20 protein-coding genes are annotated in these 18,279 nt (G+C 67.4%); 11 read left to right on the top strand and 9 right to left on the bottom strand.

Translation table 11 applies throughout. The features are described from left to right. Positions 1–2 precede the first annotated feature (2 nt). Positions 3–1,109: an ABC transporter ATP-binding protein gene (locus tag RJ1_RS23025; RefSeq protein WP_255284898.1), complete on the bottom strand. Its 1,107-nt coding sequence runs from the start codon at positions 1,107–1,109 to the stop codon at positions 3–5. A gap of 280 nt (positions 1,110–1,389) precedes the next feature. Between RJ1_RS23025 and RJ1_RS23020 the strand changes: the two genes are divergently transcribed. Next, on the top strand, positions 1,390–2,808 hold the full coding sequence (locus RJ1_RS23020; protein ID WP_073364280.1) for an MFS transporter: 1,419 nt from the start codon (positions 1,390–1,392) through the stop codon (positions 2,806–2,808). Here RJ1_RS23020 and RJ1_RS23015 read toward each other — a convergent pair. Genes RJ1_RS23015 through RJ1_RS23005 form a run of 3 tightly spaced genes read right to left on the bottom strand, consistent with a single transcriptional unit; the run spans position 2,763 to position 5,386 of the window. Beyond that, the gene (locus RJ1_RS23015) at positions 2,763–3,659 is read right to left on the bottom strand and encodes an alpha/beta hydrolase family protein (protein WP_073364279.1); all 897 of its coding nucleotides are present in this window, start codon (positions 3,657–3,659) and stop codon (positions 2,763–2,765) included. The two genes, RJ1_RS23020 and RJ1_RS23015, sit on opposite strands and share 46 nt — an antisense overlap. Continuing rightward, positions 3,656–4,195 (bottom strand): YiiD C-terminal domain-containing protein, encoded by a 540-nt coding sequence (locus RJ1_RS23010; RefSeq protein WP_073364277.1) that lies wholly within the window; start codon positions 4,193–4,195, stop codon positions 3,656–3,658. Before RJ1_RS23010 ends, RJ1_RS23015 begins: the two co-directional genes overlap by 4 nt. Positions 4,196–4,228: 33 nt before the next feature. Then, positions 4,229–5,386 carry an acyl-CoA dehydrogenase family protein gene (locus RJ1_RS23005; RefSeq protein ID WP_073364276.1) on the bottom strand — a complete coding sequence of 386 codons (1,158 nt, stop codon included), beginning with the start codon at positions 5,384–5,386 and terminating at the stop codon, positions 4,229–4,231. A 230-nt stretch (positions 5,387–5,616) separates the two neighbouring features. Between RJ1_RS23005 and RJ1_RS23000 the strand changes: the two genes are divergently transcribed. Further along, complete coding sequence (locus RJ1_RS23000) at positions 5,617–6,573, top strand: PDR/VanB family oxidoreductase (protein WP_073364274.1); 957 nt, start codon at positions 5,617–5,619, stop codon at positions 6,571–6,573. 31 nt (positions 6,574–6,604) lie between these two features. On the opposite strand, the gene RJ1_RS22995 is transcribed toward RJ1_RS23000, so the two are convergent. Next, positions 6,605–7,414, bottom strand: coding sequence for a MurR/RpiR family transcriptional regulator (locus RJ1_RS22995; RefSeq protein ID WP_073364272.1), 810 nt, complete (start codon positions 7,412–7,414; stop codon positions 6,605–6,607). Positions 7,415–7,747: 333 nt separating this feature from the next. On the opposite strand from RJ1_RS22995, the gene RJ1_RS22990 reads away from it, so the two are divergent. Beyond that, positions 7,748–8,554: an alpha/beta fold hydrolase gene (locus tag RJ1_RS22990; protein ID WP_073364271.1), complete on the top strand. Its 807-nt coding sequence runs from the start codon at positions 7,748–7,750 to the stop codon at positions 8,552–8,554. A 27-nt stretch (positions 8,555–8,581) separates the two neighbouring features. On the opposite strand, the gene RJ1_RS22985 is transcribed toward RJ1_RS22990, so the two are convergent. Then, positions 8,582–8,905 (bottom strand): hypothetical protein, encoded by a 324-nt coding sequence (locus RJ1_RS22985; RefSeq protein WP_073364269.1) that lies wholly within the window; start codon positions 8,903–8,905, stop codon positions 8,582–8,584. A gap of 229 nt (positions 8,906–9,134) precedes the next feature. On the opposite strand from RJ1_RS22985, the gene RJ1_RS22980 reads away from it, so the two are divergent. Both RJ1_RS22980 and RJ1_RS22975 read left to right on the top strand, forming a co-directional pair. After that, positions 9,135–9,845: an SDR family NAD(P)-dependent oxidoreductase gene (locus RJ1_RS22980; RefSeq protein WP_073364268.1), complete on the top strand. Its 711-nt coding sequence runs from the start codon at positions 9,135–9,137 to the stop codon at positions 9,843–9,845. Beyond that, positions 9,842–10,945: an S-adenosylmethionine:tRNA ribosyltransferase-isomerase gene (locus RJ1_RS22975; RefSeq protein ID WP_073364266.1), complete on the top strand. Its 1,104-nt coding sequence runs from the start codon at positions 9,842–9,844 to the stop codon at positions 10,943–10,945. Before RJ1_RS22980 ends, RJ1_RS22975 begins: the two co-directional genes overlap by 4 nt. Here the strand turns inward: RJ1_RS22975 and phoU are convergent. Then, positions 10,908–11,555, bottom strand: a complete 648-nt coding sequence (gene phoU, locus RJ1_RS22970; protein WP_073364264.1) for a phosphate signaling complex protein PhoU — start codon at positions 11,553–11,555, stop codon at positions 10,908–10,910. The two genes, RJ1_RS22975 and phoU, sit on opposite strands and share 38 nt — an antisense overlap. Positions 11,556–11,595: 40 nt before the next feature. Then, entirely contained in the window at positions 11,596–11,865 is a 270-nt protein-coding gene (locus tag RJ1_RS22965) for a DUF4235 domain-containing protein (RefSeq protein ID WP_073364263.1), read from the bottom strand. 123 nt (positions 11,866–11,988) lie between these two features. On the opposite strand from RJ1_RS22965, the gene RJ1_RS22960 reads away from it, so the two are divergent. Genes RJ1_RS22960 through RJ1_RS22945 form a run of 4 tightly spaced genes read left to right on the top strand, consistent with a single transcriptional unit; the run spans position 11,989 to position 15,710 of the window. Then, on the top strand, positions 11,989–13,311 hold the full coding sequence (locus tag RJ1_RS22960; protein WP_073364261.1) for an NAD(P)/FAD-dependent oxidoreductase: 1,323 nt from the start codon (positions 11,989–11,991) through the stop codon (positions 13,309–13,311). Positions 13,312–13,348: 37 nt separating this feature from the next. After that, on the top strand, positions 13,349–13,576 hold the full coding sequence (locus tag RJ1_RS22955; RefSeq protein ID WP_073364319.1) for a hypothetical protein: 228 nt from the start codon (positions 13,349–13,351) through the stop codon (positions 13,574–13,576). Next, positions 13,555–14,091, top strand: coding sequence for an SRPBCC family protein (locus RJ1_RS22950; protein WP_378382181.1), 537 nt, complete (start codon positions 13,555–13,557; stop codon positions 14,089–14,091). Before RJ1_RS22955 ends, RJ1_RS22950 begins: the two co-directional genes overlap by 22 nt. Positions 14,092–14,096: 5 nt before the next feature. After that, positions 14,097–15,710 carry a phytoene desaturase family protein gene (locus RJ1_RS22945; RefSeq protein ID WP_073364259.1) on the top strand — a complete coding sequence of 538 codons (1,614 nt, stop codon included), beginning with the start codon at positions 14,097–14,099 and terminating at the stop codon, positions 15,708–15,710. Here the strand turns inward: RJ1_RS22945 and RJ1_RS22940 are convergent. Continuing rightward, entirely contained in the window at positions 15,707–16,108 is a 402-nt protein-coding gene (locus RJ1_RS22940; RefSeq protein WP_073364258.1) for a PIN domain-containing protein, read from the bottom strand. The genes RJ1_RS22945 and RJ1_RS22940 overlap by 4 nt on opposite strands. 97 nt (positions 16,109–16,205) lie before the next feature. On the opposite strand from RJ1_RS22940, the gene RJ1_RS22935 reads away from it, so the two are divergent. Beyond that, positions 16,206–17,189 (top strand): magnesium transporter CorA family protein, encoded by a 984-nt coding sequence (locus tag RJ1_RS22935; protein WP_073364256.1) that lies wholly within the window; start codon positions 16,206–16,208, stop codon positions 17,187–17,189. Between the two features lie 821 nt (positions 17,190–18,010). Further along, positions 18,011–18,229 carry a hypothetical protein gene (locus RJ1_RS22930; protein WP_073364254.1) on the top strand — a complete coding sequence of 73 codons (219 nt, stop codon included), beginning with the start codon at positions 18,011–18,013 and terminating at the stop codon, positions 18,227–18,229. The last annotated feature ends 50 nt before the right edge of the window (positions 18,230–18,279 follow it).

Raw genomic sequence — 18,279 nt, 5'->3', positions numbered from 1 at the left:
GGTCATGCCACCGACAGCGAGGCGTCTCGTGACGATGCCTCGTGCTCGTGGAGACGGTGCCAGACCAACCGACGGCCGGTCGTCGAGTCGAAGAGTTGAATGTCGGCGGGGTCGACGCACAACGCCGCCGCGTCGCCGATCTGGGCGGGAACCGGGCGCAGAGCGCGCACGCGGATGACGGTGCCCCCCACGGTGACATGCACGATCTCCTCGCTTCCGAGGTTCTCCGATGCGGTGACGACACCGCGGAGTCGGGCATCGGCGCCTCTCAGCCGGAGGCGTTCCGGCCGGATGCCTGCGGTCACCTTCTGTGGTCCGGTTGCCGAGTCGGCGGGCAGCCCGAGGGGTACGTCGACACCGTCCGCGACGAGGTGTAGTTCCCCGGCCCGGACGATCACCGTCGCATCGAACAGGTTCATCGGTGGCGCGCCGAGAAAAGCCGCGACGAATGTCGAACGCGGAGTGTCGTACAGCTCGGTCGGGGTACCGACCTGCTCGATCCTTCCGTTGTTCAACAGTGCAATTCGTGTCGCCATCGTCATCGCCTCGACCTGGTCGTGGGTGACGTACAGGAACGTCGATCCCAGGCGGCGATGCAGGTCGATCAGCTCGGTGCGAGTGGCGCTGCGCAGCGCGGCATCCAGATTCGACAGCGGCTCATCCATGAGGAATGCCCCCGGGTCGCGGACCATCGCCCGGGCCAGCGCCACCCGCTGACGTTGTCCGCCGGACAGCTGGGCCGGTCGGCGGTCCAGATGGTTCTGTAAACCGAGCGCCGACGCCACTGCCCGGATCCGCTCCCCGATCTCGTCCTTCGAACGCCCGCGGGCACGCAAAGGGAACCCGATGTTCTTCGCGACGGTCAGGTGCGGGTACAGAGCATAACTTTGGAACACCATCGCAACGTCCCGCTGTCGAGGCGACGTCCTGGTGATGTCTTCGCCGCCCAGCAGGATGCGCCCCGCAGACGGGGTCTCGAGGCCTGCGATCAGCCGCAGCAGCGTCGATTTTCCGCAACCGCTCGGTCCGAGTAGGACCATGAACTCTCCGTCGGCGATGTCGAGGTCGACGTCTCGCACCACCTGCGCGGTGCCGAACTGCTTCGACACACACTCGAGTCTTATCTGCGCCACCCGCGTCTCCTCGGTTGTTCCGTGTTTCCGGGAGAAACCACAGCAGCCGTGGGTGACGGCGCAGTGAACACCACACAGCGACCGCCCGACCCGACACCGCCTCGTGCGGGTGCATCCAGCGACGATAGGGGGAGTGCGCCCGCGCGATCGGAAACTCCTCATGTCTGCGACAAGGCGGCGATAGCCGAATTCGATGGAGCGCGGCGAAAATGATTGCGGAGTAGTCGCTTCGGGCCGGCAATCCTACGCTGACTCCGTGACTTCGTACCCAGCTCCCGGAATCCGCCCCCCTCTTCTGCTCGGTATCTGCGCCATGACGTTCGTCGTCTACCTCGACACCAGCATCACCCCGGTCGCGCTCCCCGACATCGTTCGCGACCTCGGTGGTGGCGGCACGGCAGCGCAGTGGATCCTCGACGGCTACACCTTGGCGTTCGCCTGCCTACTCCTCGCAGGCGGGCTGCTCGGCGACCGGATCGGCGCACGACGGGTACTGCTGGCGGGAACGGTCCTGTTCACCTTTGCCTCGTTGCTGTGCGCGATCGCGCCGGGAATGGGGGCGCTCGTCGCCGCCCGGGCCCTGCAGGGTGTGGCTGCGGCGGCGATCGTGCCACTGTCGGTCGCCGCGCTCAGCACACACATCCCGGACCCCGCAGCGCGGGCGCGGGCGATCGGGCTGTGGGGAGGCACGGCCGGCGTCGCGCTCGCGGTCGGCCCCCTGCTCGGTGGCGTTCTCGTGACGACGGCGGGCTGGCGGGCGTTGTTCTGGATCAACCTCCCCGTGTGCCTTCTCGCCTGGTTGTGCCTGCGGTCGGCGCTGCAGACCGGGCGGCCGCAGACGGGTCGCGGCCTCGACGTTCCGGGCCAGATCCTGTTCGTGGTCGCCGGCTGCAGCCTCACACTCCTGCTGATCGAGGGTCCGCATCGGGGGTGGACGTCGCTGTTCGTGCTCGGATGCGCAGTCACCGCCGCCGTCGTGGTCGCCGTCTTCGTGGTGTGGGAGACCCGGACCCGCCACCCCCTGCTGTCACCGGATCTGTTCCGTATCCCCGAGGTGACCGTCGCGTGTGCGGTGAACTTCCTCGGACTCTTCGGTCTCTACGGTGTGCTGTTCGTCCTGACCCTGTTCTTCCAGCGGGACCTGGGCCTGTCCCCTCTGCAGACGGGCCTCCGCTTCCTCCCGCTCTTCGGCATGCTGGGCGTCGCGTCTCTGATCGCCGCGATCGTCGCCCGCCGCTTCGGCACCCGCCGGACGATGGTGACCGGCCTCGGGCTCATCTGCGCGGGACTCGTCGGGCTCGTGTCCGTGACCCTCGACGTCCCGCCGATCGGGTACCTGATCGCCCTCGGTCTGCTGGGCGGCGGCATTCCGCTGTCGGGTGGCGTCGTCGCGATCCAGGCGATGGCCGACGCCGTGCCGACCGCGGCGATGGGGGCCGCGTCGGGGGCGATGAACACCTTCCGTCAGTTCGGCGCGGTGTTCGGGGTCGCGATCGCCGCGCTGGCCTCCCCGCCCGCCGGTGACGCCGCGGTGACCAACCTGCCCGCGACCTTTCTCCTCGCCGCGGCAGGCGCAGCGCTCGGCGGCGTTCTCACCGCCGTCGCGCTGCGCCCGAAACGGGTTCCGGCTCAGGCCGAGACGGAACCCGAGCCGATCCACTCCGAGACCCGCTGAGCGATCACCGGGGAGTCCGCGAGCCACTCGAAGTGGTCACGATGAGTCACCGGTGAGTCGCCGTCGACGTGCCATTGCGTGACCTGAGCCGCGGGCATGCGGGCGACCAGGAAGTCGACGTTGGTTTTCGGCCCGAGGCGGTCGTCCTCGAGGGAGACCGCGAGGACCGGGAGCGTCATGTCGGCCAGCAGACGATCGTAGTCGAGTGAGCTGCCCTTGGGACGGTAGCGGCTGGTGAGCGAATGCAGCGACCAGTCGACCATCACGCCGCCGGCCATCGCGCCGGGGATCAGCACCCCACCGGGCCAGTACCCCTTCACGCGGGAGACCAGCCCGATCCACTGGATGTCGGTCAGTGCCTCCACCCAACGCCGGGGCCCGAATGCCCGCCAGAAGACGGTGCCGGTGCCGATCACCGTGACACTGGTTGCCGCGGTCGGCCGGGCTGCCGCGAAGAGGAGCGCGAGCTGCCCGCCGAGGCTGTGCCCGAAAAGGTGGAGCGGTGCATGAGGAAAGCGCTGGCGCAGGGCCGCCACGATCGCGGGCAGATCGATCTCGAGCATCTCGCGGTACCCGAAGTCTTTTCCGTCCCGGAGCGACGGGCGGCTTTCACCCTGGGCGCGCAGATCGCAGGTCGCGACCGAGAGTCCCTGTGCGTGGAGCGACTTCGCCAGTGCGAGGTAGTGCTTCGCCTTCATCGCCATCGCGGGGAGGATCAGGATCAGCGGAGCGTCCGGCTGCGGTGCGGGGAGTACGCGCACCCGGAACGTCACGTCGTCCGTGGTGCGGACCGGCAGCGACTCGAGTGTGGAGTATTCGGACGGGGGCCGATTCTCGGAACGCGTCGTCATCGTCGCTCACCGTCCGTGGCGATCACGACGTCGCAGACGTAGTCGAAGGTGAACTTGGCGACGATCACGTCGGCGTCGTCGAGGAGTAACGCCTTGCCGGACAGCTCGAAGCGCTGGTCGACGTCCGCGGCGAGGATCTCGCGCAACTCGCGCTCGTCCACCGTCGCGACGGCGCGGATTCGTCCGACTGCGGGCTTGCGGTAGGACGCCGTGCCCGCTTTGAGCACCAATCGGGCGATCGTGTCGAGGCGGGTCGCGGCGGCGCCGACGAATGCGGCGGCCCCGGCGATGTCCGCCGCGGTGAACAGGGCGCCCGCGTGCACAGTGCCCATGTGGTTGGTCACCGATGCGACGGCAGGGATTTCCACGACCGCACGCTCGGGTCCCAGCTCGGTGATGCTGGTGCCCACCTGGTTGCCGAACGGAACCATGCCGTCCGACACGGTCCGGAGATGTTCGTAATCGAGTGCGGTGTAGTCGAGCTCGCCGTAGACGTCGGCAAAGCTCGGGGTCGGAGCAGAGGTCTGTGTGATCATGGAATTCTCCTCGAGTGGATGTCGATGTTCAGGTCAGCGGACCGCACGCAGGACGCGGCGGGCGATCGACCACCGCAGCACCTCCGACGGCCCCTCGTAGATCCGGAAAGCGCGTGCTTCGACGAGGAACCGCGCGACGAGGTGGTCCTCGCACACACCGAGCCCCCCGTGCAACTGCACCGCGCGATCGAGGATCCGCCACACCGCCTCCGACACGAACGTCTTGGCGATCGACGCGTGGTGCCGTGCCGCAGACGACGACGGACCGGCTGTGTCTATCGCCTCCGCGGCGGTGCGGATCAGTCCGCGGGACGCGGCGATGTCGATCTCGCTGTCCGCGACCAGTCCCTGCGCCATTCCGTGCTCGGCGATCGGCACACCGAACGCCGTGCGGCTATTGATGTGACGGGCGGCCATCTCGTGGGCGCGGACGGCAAGTCCGAGCCAGTTCATGCAGAACACGAGCCGCGACGGCGCAAGACGCACCTGCGCGTACTCCATACCGAGGCCGACCTCGCCGAGCACTGCGTCACCCGTGACCTCACAGTCCACGAATTCCACTTCGCAATGCCCACCGGGAACGCTGTGGTCCAACGTGGGCATGCGGCGTCCGACTGTCAGGCCGGGGTTGTCCTGATCGACGAGGAACATGGTCGGACCATCCGCAGTGGCGGCTACGCAGATGGTGAAACCGGCGCCGTCCGCACCGGTCGTGAAGTGCTTCGCCCCGTTGATCACCCACCCGGAACCGGTCCGCTCCGCTCGGGTACGGAGAAGCGACGCATCCGACCCGGCCCCGGGGGCGGGTTCCGTCATGGCGATCGAGGACCGGATCTCACCCGACGCGAGGGGCGCCAGATAGCGCTCCTTCTGCTCGGGCGTGCCGGCGTGTGCCAACAGGTGGATGTTGCCGTCGTCGGGGGCCGAGCCGTTCACGGACAGCGGCCCAAGGAGACTGGCTCCCGCCGCCTCGAGAACGCGGGCCTGTGCGCGCGTATCGAGACCGAGCCCGCCGTAGCGCACGTCCGACAGTGGACCGAACACCCCGGCGTCCTTGGCCTTCTTCTGTAGGTCCAGGCGAAGCGCGTCGTCGACGACACGCCCGTGGACGATGACGTCGCGCTCGACGGGAATGACGGAGTCGCGGATGAAGTCCGAGGTTCTCTCGACCAGCGGTTCGAGTGCAGTCATGAATTGATGTCACTTCCGTGTTGGTGGGGATTGTGCCTGGGAGTCGTCGACACCGGTCAGTGTCACGCCGGGTGCTTCCACGGGAGCGTCGTGATAGGGAACGCCGATCGCCCGAGTCGATTGCACGTCGCCGTAGGCGGGTTTCCGGAGCATCGGTGACGCTGGACGGCAGGACTTCTGCTTCGAACCGCCCGTAGTCCTGCGGATCCGTCTCATCAGGAGGAGATCAGATGCTTTCGGCGAACGGCACCTTTTCCGTCATTGTCGTTGCACGGCATGACGAAACTCCCGAGGTGGTGTCCCTGGAGCTCTCTTTGCCCGACGGGGGAGAGCTGCCCGCCTGGGCGCCGGGAGCGCACATCGACATCGCGGCCGGTGAGGCGGGTGTTCGGCAGTACTCGCTGTGCGGTGATCCGCAGGACCGGCTACGGTGGCGGGTCGGAGTACTGCTCGAACCGGACGGACGCGGGGGATCGCGCTACCTGCACCGCGAAGCAGTGCCGGGCAGCACCCTCACGGTGTCACTGCCCCGCAACAACTTCGAACTCGAGCCCAGCGCGGAGTACGTCTTCGTCGCCGGAGGTATCGGCATCACACCGATGCTGCCGATGATCGCGGCAGCCGAGGCCGCAGGAGCGGCATGGACCCTGCACTACGGTGGTCGGTCCCGGCAGTCCATGGCATACCTCGACGAGGTCGCCGCCCATAGTGACCGGGTCGGCGTGCAACCCCAGGACGAATGCGGCATACTGCCGGTCTCCGACATTCTTGCGCGTAGCGCCCCGCGAGCCCAGGTGTACTGCTGCGGACCTGAGCCGTTACTCGCGGCGGTCGAATCCGCCATCGGACCGGGGGATGCGCAGCGGCTGCACGTCGAGCGGTTCCGGCCGCGCTCCGCGGACGAGGAATCCGCACCCGACCGCGACTTCACCGTTCGGATCGCGAGTACGGGTGCCACAGTCCGCGTCGGCGAAGGGCAGTCGATCGTCGACGCCCTCGCGGGTGTCGGGATCGCGGTCGAGACGTCGTGCCGCGAAGGCACGTGCGCGAGCTGCGAGACCCCCGTTCTCGAAGGCGAGGTCTGCCACCGCGACTCGGTGCTCTCCGCCGGTGAGCGCGAACAGAGCGTGTCGATCATGCTCTGCGTCTCGCGGGCGCGATCGGACCTGTTGGTGCTCGACCTGTAGAAATTCCTGATTCGACCGCGGCGCTGTCGAATCAGCGGCGCAATCCGTCTCGACACACCGCGATCTGCAGCGTGATCAAGAACGCGAACTGCACCACCGTCGCCGACCTGCCCAGCTCGTCCGGACACCCTGTGCCGCGACCGATGACGAGGCTGATGTCGGACAGTTCCACCAGCGGCGAACGGGCGACACCGACAACCGTTGCTCCCGCCGCGCGGGCCGACTCCGCCGGACCCAAGGTCGCCGAGTCCGTCCCGCTGTCGCCGACCACGAGGCACACGTCCCGCGAGGTGAGGTGCGCCGCGGTCATTTGCTGGATCACGGCGTCGGTGGGCGCCACGGCCGTCCGTCCGTTCAGAACGAAGTGCACCGCCATCGCCGCCGCGGATGCGCCGGATCCACCGTTGCCGATCACCAGGATCCGGTCCGCTGATGCCAGAACTCGCACCGCCCGGTCGAACGCTCCGTCGTCCAGCGGGGCGAGCGCACCGGCAACATCCGTGGCCATCTCGGCGAACGCTGCCTGCAGATCCCCGGCACCATCTCGACAACCCGATGACGGATCGATCAAGGGGACGGTCGCGGCGCCCAATTCGCGCACCAGCAGCGTACGCAAGTGCTGAAACCCGCTGAACCCGAGTCTCTGACACGCACGGGTCACGGTGGCCGTCGACGTTCCGGCATGCTCGGCAAGTTCCGCGACCGACCACCAGGCCACCGCACGGGACTGCTCGACGCAGACATCGGCCACACGGCGTTCACTCGGGGTGAGCGATGGTGCACTGGCACGAATCGCGGACAGGGTTGAACCCACAGGCGGGTCGCTCGAGATGGAACGCATACGGCGTGGATAACAGACGAAAGGGGTGCAGGTACGGTGCATGACCGCCAGATCAGCGGTAGCACTTGTGCGATAGGACCTACGAACCCGGGGATGCTGACAACCCAACGGAGAATCGGCTCGGTATTGCGTCAGCCACCACACGTCGACGTGAACGAGGTGATCTTCCGGGCAACCGGACAGTCCTTCTGACACCGTCTGGTCCACATAGAAGTCGCCCCGCTGTGTAGAGATTCTCCATAGCCTGCTTCCCGATGCCGTACTACCGTCGCAGTGACCGCAGGCGGGCACGGTGTCGCGTCGGCGCGGCAGTCTTCGGCGACAGGAGAAGCAGTGCCTTCCATCGAAACTGGCGGGGGTCGAATCGACTACACCGTGTACGGCGACGGCAGAGCGGCGTCGAGCGTGGTCTTGCTGGCGGGCTTCACAGCGCCCGCTACATCGTGGCGCTATCAGATCCCGTCTCTGATCCAGGCGGGCCACCGCGTGATTGGTGTGGATCTGCCGGGCCACGGGCCGGCGCCCGACCTGCCGCACGGAACGACGATGCAGACACGGGCCGGTCATCTGCACGCACTCATGGAGGAACTCGATCTGCAGGGTGCGGTTCTGATCGGAGGATCGACGGGCGGAAACACGATCTGGTCGTATGTGGACGCGCACGGAACGGGACGGCTGGCGGCGGCTGTTGTCGTCGATCAGACTCCGAGGATGCTCAACACACCGGACTGGACGTACGGGTTCTACGGCTACGACGGGGACACGGTGGACACGTTCTTTGCCGACGTCATTCCCGCGACCGGCCACGGCACGCCGATCTGGAAACGCGGGATGCGGTTGGTCCGACTGCTCGCCGCGATGGGCCGCGTCGACCGGACACTGTCGCCGCCGGAACTCGCCCTGTTGAACGATCACGCGAAGCGCGACTGGCGTCCGACGATCCGTTCGAGCGATCTCCCCGTCCTGTTCGTCGCCGGCTCCGAAAGCGAATTCTGGCCGTCTGCACACGCAGCGGCCGCCGCAGCACTTGCGCCGAACGGAGCGTCGACCGTCGTTCCGCGCGCAGGGCACGCGACAAACATGGAGCGACCCGATTCGGTCAACAAGGCTGTCGCCGAGTTCCTCGATTCCGCTGTGTGAGCCACAGCGGCCGGCCGGGCTCAGCTCCTATTCGGCGTTGCCTGTCGGGAAGTAGACCGATCCGTCACTGCCGACGCAGCCGCCCTGCACCGGGCCGGGACCGAAGTAGGCACCGTTGACCTGGCCGGCGCCACCGGAGGAATTCGACCCGACTCCCGCTCCCGCGACGCCGACTGCCCCACAGGTGTAGCTGTTCGAGTCGCCCGGTTCGCTCTCGACCTGAACCTGTGTGCCCGGAGTCTTCGGATCGCCGTGGAGGTTCGGTGCCGCGGCTGCGATGCCGGGTGTGGCGAAGACTGCGAGTGCGGCGGCTGATGCTGCGATCGCCGAGCGCACTGCGAAGGTGTTCATGCGAAGTCACTCTCGATTCGGTTGTCGCCTCGAGTTCAGCTCGCCGAGTTCCGGCGGGTCATGGCCCGTGGCGCATTCGTCTCACGGTAGGGACCCATTATCGTCCGTTGCACCCGGGAATCCCACCCCCGGAGTCGCCGACCGCCTGCGTGGTGCGTGCGCCCTTGACATGAAGTGGACTCGAGGTTTCAGGATGGTCCCAGATGTCACTGGAGGCAAGGAGTCTGCGATGAACGGCACCAGAACGGCGCTGATCACTGGGGGATCGGCCGGGTTGGGAAGGGCGAGCGCGCTCGCGCTCGCGGAGCTCGGCTGGGAGGTGATCGTCACCGGAAGGCGCGTCGAACCCCTCGATCGGGTCGCCGCGCGGTCGCGCACCATCACCGCGCTCCCCGGCGATGTGGCCGATCCGCGGCAGCGGGGGCGCATCGCCGAGGAGATATCCGCGCGGGGACGCCTGGATCTGCTCCTCAACAACGCCAGCGCGCTCGGGCCCAGCCCGATGCCCCGCCTCGCCCGGTACCCGGAGGACGCTTTGGCGCAGGTCTTCGCCACCGATGTGCTCGCCCCGCTCGCGTTGATCGCCGCACTTATCGAGCGGGTGCGCGCGGTGGGCGGGACCGTCGTCAACATCTCGTCGGACGCCGCGGTCGAGGCCTATGCGGGCTGGGGCGGCTACGGGGCGGCGAAGGCGGCGCTCGACCACGCCACCGCGGTACTGGCGGTCGAGGAACCGGACCTTGCCGTCTACGCGTTCGATCCCGGCGACATGCGCACCGAGATGCACCAGGCGGCGTTCCCCGGCGAGGACATCTCGGATCGGCCCGAGCCGGAGACCGTGGTTCCGGCGCTGCTGCGTCTGCTCGACACCCGTCCGCCCAGCGGCCGCTACCGTGCGTCGGACTTCGCAGTCGCAGCGAATACGGGAGTGCCGTCGTGACCGGCGCCCGAACGGCCGCCGCGGCCGAGCTCCGGTTCGTCCTGCCGCGGCGGTTGGAGGCGAGCGGTCCACCGGAGAGTCGGGGGCTGCGACGCGACGCGGTCCGGCTGCTGGTATCCGATCGAGGTAGGGTGGAGCACAGCAGATTTCATGAACTTCCGCGGTACCTCCGTCCGGGCGACGTGGTGGTGGTCAACACGTCGTCGACCTTGGCGGCGGCAGTGGACGGGACCGTCGCCGGGGTGGGACCGGTGGTCGTGCACTTCTCCACGGAACTCGAGCACGGCGAGTGGGCGGTCGAGGTGCGGGCGCCGGGACCGGTGGCCGGCGCCCTCGGCTCGGTCGGTGCGGGAACGCGAATCAGTCTGCCGCTCGGCGCTGTTGCCACGCTCGCAGAACCCTGGCCCCGAGGTTCGACCCGGCTGTGGCGGGCCGGAATCGACGGCGTCACGGACGTGCCCACGGAACTGCTCGCCACGTCGGGCCGTCCGATCACCTACGCGTACGTCCCCGAGCACTGGCCCCTGCCGGACTATCAGACGATCTTCGGCCGCATCGGTGGCAGCGCCGAGATAGCTAGTGCTGCACGGCCGTTCACCCACGCGGTTATCACCGAACTCGTGACGTCGGGGGTTGTCGTGGCGCCGGTACTGCTCCACACGGGCGTCTCCTCGCCGGAGCGGGGGGAGCCGCCGATCCCGGAACGGTACGAGGTGCCGGAGCCGACGGCCCGGCTCGTCAACGACCGCCGAGCCGCCGGCGGCCGCGTCATCGCAGTCGGTACCACCGTGACCAGGGCCCTCGAGACGCGGGCCACCTCCGACGGGCGGGCGGTCGCGGGCGCCGGCTGGACGGACCTGGTGCTGAGCGCCCGGCGGCCGACGCGGGTGGTGGACGGTCTGATCACGGGCTGGCACGCGCCGGGCGCATCACATCTGATGCTGCTCGAATCGGTGGTGGGGGCGGCGGCTGTCCGCCACGCCTACGACGAAGCGCTGGCGGGCGGATACCTGTGGCACGAGTTCGGGGACAGCGCGCTCCTGCTTCGGCGGTGCCGGGACCTCACTGCTCGGGCAGGTTGCCCGTCTCCAGGAAAATGACGCGTCTGCCGATCTCCACGGTGTGGTCACAGAACCGCTCGTAGAATCGGCCGAGCAACGTGATGTCGACAGCCGACTGGACACCGTGCGGCCAGTTGTCTGCCTGTGTGATCGTGAACAGGCTCCGATGAAGTTCGTCCATCGTCTCGTCCGCGGTCAGCAGATCGCGCGCCCGCTCCGGATCGCGGTACCGCAGCACCTCCTCGGTTTCCTTCGCCTGAGCGACGGCGACGGCGCCCATCTCGGTGAATACGTCCAGTACCTCGTCGGGCACCACGTGATCGGGGTGCCGTCGACGGGCGATCTTCGCGATATGGACCGCGAGACCGCCCATGCGGTGCACGTCTGCGGAGATGTGCAGCCCACCGACCATGAAACGGAGATCGTGCGCCACCGGGGCCTGCAGGGCCAGAAGCGCGAATGCGCGTTTCTCCCAGTGGGCGGCGGCATCGTCGAGCTCGCCGCTCACGTCGATGACGTGTTCGGCGAGCTCGAGGTCTGCCTGCAGCAGTGCGTCGCTCGCCTCCGACATCGCGGTGACGGACAGCCTGCACATGCCGGCGAGATCGCCGGCGAGGCTGTCGAGGTTTTCCGCGAATCGAGTACGCATCGGCTCAGCCTAGGTGTGTTCGGTGACAACTGACTGTTTTCTAGCGGGGGTCGGCGTGGGCCAGCTTCCGGTACCCCCGTGCCCCGGCCCGGTCGATCGCAGCCCTCACCAGTCCGAAAATGATGCCCTGCAGTGCGGCCGCGATCAACACTTCACGCGTACTCCGGGAGAGATCCTTCGGGTCGGGAGCCTCGGATTCACCCGCGACCCGCTTCCACAGCTGACCGAACACCGCACCCGCCACGATCCCACCGCCGACACTCGCAGCGAGTGCCAACGGTGTGTACATTGCCTTCGATACGGCACTCATGTTCGCGCCCTTCGCATTCGGCCTCGTCGATCGTTCTCGGCAAGTCGAGTACCCGCATTCTCGCGTCCTCACACCGCGCGGCCGGTTGTTTCGTTCGACACCGAGTTGGGAAATGACTCCTACATGACCCACGAAGCAGCTGGACAGTCGACACGCATCGTCGTGGTGGGAAGCGGCTTCGCCGGATTCGAGTGCGCCCGTGCCCTGACGCGGCGTCTCGCGGGGACCGATGCCCGCATCACCATGATCTCCCCGCACGACTACATGCTGTACACACCGCTGCTGCCCGAGGTGGCGGGCGGAATCCTGGACGCACGGTTCGTCACCGTTCCCCTGTCCGAGGCACTGCCGAATGTCGAACTGGTGAAGGGCCGCGTCGATTCCGTCGACCTCGACTCCCGGACCCTGCACGTCACCGACTGCGAACAGGGAGTCGAGAACGTGTCCTGGGACAGGGTGGTGCTCACCCCGGGATCGGTCACTCGCCTGTTCGACATCCCCGGTCTCGCGGAGCACGCCAGGGGCCTGAAGACTCCGGCCGAGGCACTTTTCTTCCGCGACCAGCTCCTCACCCAGCTCGAACTGGCCGAGCGGGACACCGACCCGCTGGTCGCTCGGGCACGCCGGACGGTCGTGGTGGTGGGCGCATCCTACGCAGGGACGGAACTCACGGCACAGCTGCGTGCCCTGGCCGACGAGGCAGCCTCCCGGCGCGGCCTGGACCCGAAGGAGGTCCGTTTCCTTCTGCTCGACGCCGCCGACACGGTGATGCCCGAGGTGGGGGAGAAGCTGGGCAGAAAGGTGCTGGAGGTATTGCGCTCACGTGGCATCGACGTGCGGTTGGAAACCACGCTGACGGAACTCGGTCCCGACCACGTCACGCTCGACGACGGCACCGTAGTTCCCACACGCACCGTCGCATGGGTGACGGGAGTGACCGCCGGCCCGCTCATCGACACGCTCGGGTTACCCACCGAGAAGGGGAGGCTGACGGTGCGCCCCGACCTCTCGGTGGAGGGGCATCCCGACGTCTTCGCGGGCGGCGACGCGGCGGCAGTTCCCGATCTGCGGAACAGCGGATCGATCACCCCGCCGACCGCCCAGCACGCGGTCCGGCAGGGACGGGCCCTGGCCCGCAACGTCGCCGCGAGCCTGGGAATCGGCGACGCGAAGCCCTACACCCACCGCGACATGGGTCTCGTCGTCGATTTGGGTCCGGGGTTTGCCGTCGCGAACCCCCTGAACATCCAACTGTCAGGGTTCCTCGCGAAGGTGGTCACGCGGGCATACCACCTCTACGCCATGCCGAATGCGGCCAACCGCTGGGCGGTCGCGCTCGCCTACCTCACCGATCTGCTGTTCCCCCGCCCACTCGTGTCGATCGGGCTCGTCACCGACGAGGAATCACGGTTCGCGGCCAGCGAGGGCGTCGGAGCGCAGACCTGAACACGACGACTACTCGTCGACAAGGAAAGGACAGATGATGAGTGAGAGTAAGAAGGAATTCGTGGCCCTGCGCCTCGACGAGGTCATTCACGAATGGGAAGCGAACGCACCTGCCGGCGGCTCCGGCACCGAAGGTGCGGAGGGTCCGCTGGTCACAGCGCAGCGCCACCGGGCCGAGATCGACACAGCGACCGACGATCGTGTCGACGAGATCGCCGCCGTCTATCCCGAGATCGCGGAGGCATGGGCCTCGCACGAGGCCTAGGCCCGGCGTACGTTTTCGATCCGGGGAACCGGGGTAAGCGCCGAACGTCCGTCACGTTCCGGTTCGAGGGAGAGATCGTCATCGAGGCACATCGAGACACGTCGGCTTCGGCCTCGGACGTGTGGTCCGTTCTCGCCAACGGGTGGCTGTACCCGTCCTGGGTGGTCGGGGCGTCACGCATGCGTGCCGTCTCCGCCGACTGGCCTGCGGTCGGAAGTCGCCTGCACCATTCGGTCGGTGCCTGGCCCGCGCTGATCGACGACTCCACCGAAGTTCTCTTCGCCGAAGAGAACCGAGAACTCCGACTCCTCGCTCAGGTGTACCCGGCGAAGGCGGTCGTCTGTCTGCGACTGGAACCCCGTGAATCCGGATGCCACCTCGCCATGTCCGAGGGCGCTGCCTCCGCTCCCCTGAAGTGGGTTCCGCAGACGGCGCAAGACCTCGCCGTCCTCCCACGAAACCTGGAATGCCTACGCCGGCTGTCGTTTCTCGCCGAGCACAAGACGAAACCCTGACCGCCGTGACAGTGCACACAGTCGACGCCGTCGTCATCGGTGCCGGACCCAACGGTCTCGCCGCGGCGGCCACCCTGGCGGAGGCCGGCTGGGATGTCGCCCTCCTCGAGCACCAACCGGAACCGGGTGGCGCGGTCCGCTCCGCAGAACTGTTCCCGGGGTTCCGCACCGACCTGTTCAGCGCGTTCTATCCTCTGGCGGCGGTGTCTCCGGCGATCCGCCACCTCGACCTCGAGGGTGTCGGTCTGCGGTGGAGCAAGGCGCCCGCGGCGGTCGGGCACCCCAGAAGCCCGGACGACGACGACGCCCCGTTGATCCGCGAGGATCCGGCCGACACCGCGGCCGACCTCGAACGGAGGCAGCCGGGCGACGGGCAGGCATGGCTCCGGTTGTTCGAGCAGTGGAAGGACGTGAAGGAACCCTTCCTCGACACCCTGTTCAGCCCGTTTCCCCCTGTCCGTGGTCCTCGGCGACTGCTGTCCCAACTCGGCACCGCGGAAGCCCTCCGGCTCGTCCGCTTCCTGATGCTCCCCGCGCGTCGGATGACGCACGAGTTGTTCGACGGGGAGGCGGCACGGGTGCTGTTGCTGGGCAACGCGATGCACGCCGACACACCCGTCGATGCACCGGGCAGCGGAGTCATGGGATATCTGCTGACCATGCTCGCGCAGGACGACGGGTACGTGGTCCCGGTCGGCGGGGCAGGCGCCCTCTCGGCGGCGATGGCAGAACGGGCGAGACGGAACGGCGCCGAGATCCGCTGCGGCGAGGAAGTGACGTCGATACACGTGACCGGGGGAGCGGCCCGAGAGGTGCGGACCGCGGGCGGCGACCGATACATTGTCCGGCGCGCCGTGCTCGCCGATGTCTCGGCGCCCGCGTTGTACGGAGGATTGCTGGAGCCTTCCGTGGTCCCGGGTGGTGTCCGGCGCGACCTCGAAAAATTCGAATGGGACACCCCTGTCGTGAAAGTGAACTACGCGCTCGACCGCAAGATTCCGTGGCGGTCGCGGAGTCTCGAATCCGCCGGAACCGTGCATCTGGGCGCCGACGACGACGGACTGGTCCGATGGATGGCCGACCTCACCACGGGTGTCGTCCCGACCCATCCCTTCCTGTTGTTCGGCCAGATGACGACGTCGGACCCCAGTCGTTCGCCGGAGGGGACCGAAAGCGCGTGGGCCTACACACATCTCCCGCGTGGGATCACCGACAACGAGTCCGCGGAGTTGCTGGCGCACCGCGTCGACGCAATGCTCGAGTCGCACGCGCCGGGATTCGGAGACCGGGTGGTCGGACGCACCGTGCAGCGCCCTTCAGACCTGGAAGCGAGCAACGCCAACCTGCACGGGGGAGCCGTCAACGGTGGCACCGCCCAGCTCTACCAGCAGCTCGTCTTCCGTCCGACTCCGGGTTCGTCCGGGCCGGACACTTTGATCGACCGGCTGTACCTTGCCAGTTCGGCCACCCACCCGGGAGGTGGCGTCCACGGCATGTGCGGATACAACGCTGCGCACGCCGCACTGGCCGATCACGGGCGGTGGGGATGGGCGCGCCGGAAAGTTCGTGGCCGCATACTCGACCTCGTCGTCACGCCCCAAAAGGGCCATGGCCCCTAAAGCTCGATGCGATCCAGGAGCCAGCGCGGGCCGACGGTACGGGCTCCGAGCGCCTCGACTCGATGGCGGAGCCCGCGATCTGCCGTGACGACGGTGATCAGCCGGTCACGGTCCTCCCCGACCGCCGACGCGACTACATCGACGATCGTGTCGTCACCCGAGCCTTCCGCGGGCACCACCTGCACGCTGTCGGGGTCCTCGCTACCGATCGCGGCTTTCGCTGCACCCTCGAGTACGACCACCACGTCGGCTCGTCCGTCCGGATTCGGTTCCCACGTGCTCAGCTGTGTGAGCAGCCGTCGGGCCGCGCCGGCACGATCACGCCACCAACCGTTCGGCCTCGAGCCGACGACATTCGCAGCATCCACCACAATCAGCGCAGCCCTGTCATCTGTCACACCCTGAGTCTGCTCCGTCCGGATTCGGCGGGTCACCCCAACTGCACGGGTGCGGGTGCTATGACGGAGATGAGGCTCGTCGTGCGAGGAGGCCGATATGGACGTCCGGTTCATCTCCGACGAGGGTGTGCGTTCGTGTGCGGTGTCGGATCTGAGAATGTTGCTCGACCGGCCCGACGGATTGGTCTGGGTGGATATCCCCACCTGGGACGACCAGGCGGAAGACGCATTGACCACCGTTTTCAGGTTTCATCCACTCGCCGTGCGGGATTCGAGGGACCGCAATCAGGTGCCGAAGGTACACAGATATGAGGATCATTTCTTCGTGGTTCTGCACGCACCGCAGTCGGGAGCGCACGGGCACGTGCACTACATCGAGTTGGACCAGTTCATCGGTGGCAGGTATCTGGTGACGGTGCACGGCCCCGTGAACCCGGCGATCGACCCCTCGACGGCGATGGTCGAGGTGAACGCGGTGCTGGGTCGGCTGGAATCGGGCAAGCTGCAACCCGACACCGGATTCGAGTTGTCGTTCGCGCTGCTCGCTGCGTTGACGGCGCGGATGCGCGCCTACACGGCAGACCTGACCAAGGACGTCTGGAAACTCGAGCAACAGGTTACCGGTGGGCACCTCGGCGACCCGGAAACCTTTCTCGACGAAATGTTTCGGGTCCGACATGGTTTGCTCACAGTCGGCACGATGGCCGCATTGAGCCGCGAGGTGTACGGCCGGATGGTGACCATCGAAGCGTTCGGCTCCGGAAAGGGGCAGGATCTGCTGCTCGACGCAGTCGATCAGTTCCAGCATCTGACCGTGATGGCCAAAGGCCAGAAGGACTACCTGCAGGGCACGATCGAGTTCTATCAGGCGCGTACGAACACCAAGATGACGATTGCCGCCGAGCGACTCGCCGTCATCGCGGCTGTCACCCTGCCGATCACGGCCCTGTCTTCAATCATCGGCATGAACGTCATCGTCAACGAACGAACGCAATGGGTGTGGGTGGCTGTGATCGTCCTGGTGATGCTCGCGATGTCCGGGGCGCTTCTCGTCTGGGCGAAGCGCAAAGGCTGGTTCTGAGTCGCAGGGCTGGTAGCAGGAGGTCGCCTTACGGGGGAGGGGACACGTCCGTGTAGCCGCGCCCACGTGGGGAGTGCATGCCTCGAAGTGTCCGGCTTTCTGATCCATGGAGGTCCGCGCTCGCCACACTCCCGAAGTCGCAGGGTGAGGACTGGCTGCCGTGGTCCGACAGCTAGAGTTCCCAGATCGGACCCGGACGGAACAGCGAAGTTTTGCGAACCTTAGGTGGTCGCCTCCGGTACTCCTGGGGGAGTGGCCACCAAATCCTGAGTCTCACGACCCAAATGTGACCTGTCCGTCGCGCATTTACGGCGGGTAAGGAGGGCAGGGGAGAGGGGGCCGCTGGCCGGCCCTGAGGTTCTCGGAGGGGACTGGCGCGGCCCCCTCGCGGCCGAGCCGCCGGTGAGTTGCCGATGGCGGGCGCGGTCAGGGCGCTGCCATTCCACCAGTCGCGATCCCTCGGGAGGCCTATTTTCAGGAATATAACTCGGTCTGTGACGGAACACCATGGTTTAGCGAATACTCCGTGGTCGCCAACGGTTGATGCCATCGGTAGTCACCACAGCCCGCAGATTCCGACACTCCATGATCACCACTCGAGCCAAGCGCAGAGGCACAGGTCGGCGGCTTTCCGTCGAGCAGTGGTAGGCCGGAGCGCGATTGCCGGCCAGTCGCCCGAACTGGACGCTGGGCAGTGGGGGAGCGACCGCCACCCGGATGTGGATCGCACCGACTGGCGCGCGGGGCATGTTGTGATGTACAACATACTCGTAAGTTTGTGACTCAGGTCACTTGACTGCTACCACGGGGTACGCCAACACATGACCCGCACGACCGTGCACCAGGACGACCAGCACATCGCGTCGCCGCCATCTGACGAGCCGCCACGCCACACCCTGCGTCCGACCGTGTACATCGCTTCTGTCTCGGCAGCAACCGCCACCGCGCCTGCCGTCGTACTGACGGGATCCATCCTGGTCGCGGTAGCGACCTCGGTGTCAGTTCTCGCGGCCGTTGCGCTCGCCGCACTCCTCATCTGACCGTGTCCGCCTCGCGGATGCACCCCTCGACCACCACGCGGCGCTTGCCG

Source organism: Rhodococcus jostii NBRC 16295 (genome assembly GCF_001894825.1).
Lineage (GTDB): Bacteria > Actinomycetota > Actinomycetes > Mycobacteriales > Mycobacteriaceae > Rhodococcus_F > Rhodococcus_F jostii.
The sequence above is the reverse complement of the archived record's forward strand: the minus strand, read 5'-3'. Positions and strand labels throughout refer to the sequence as shown.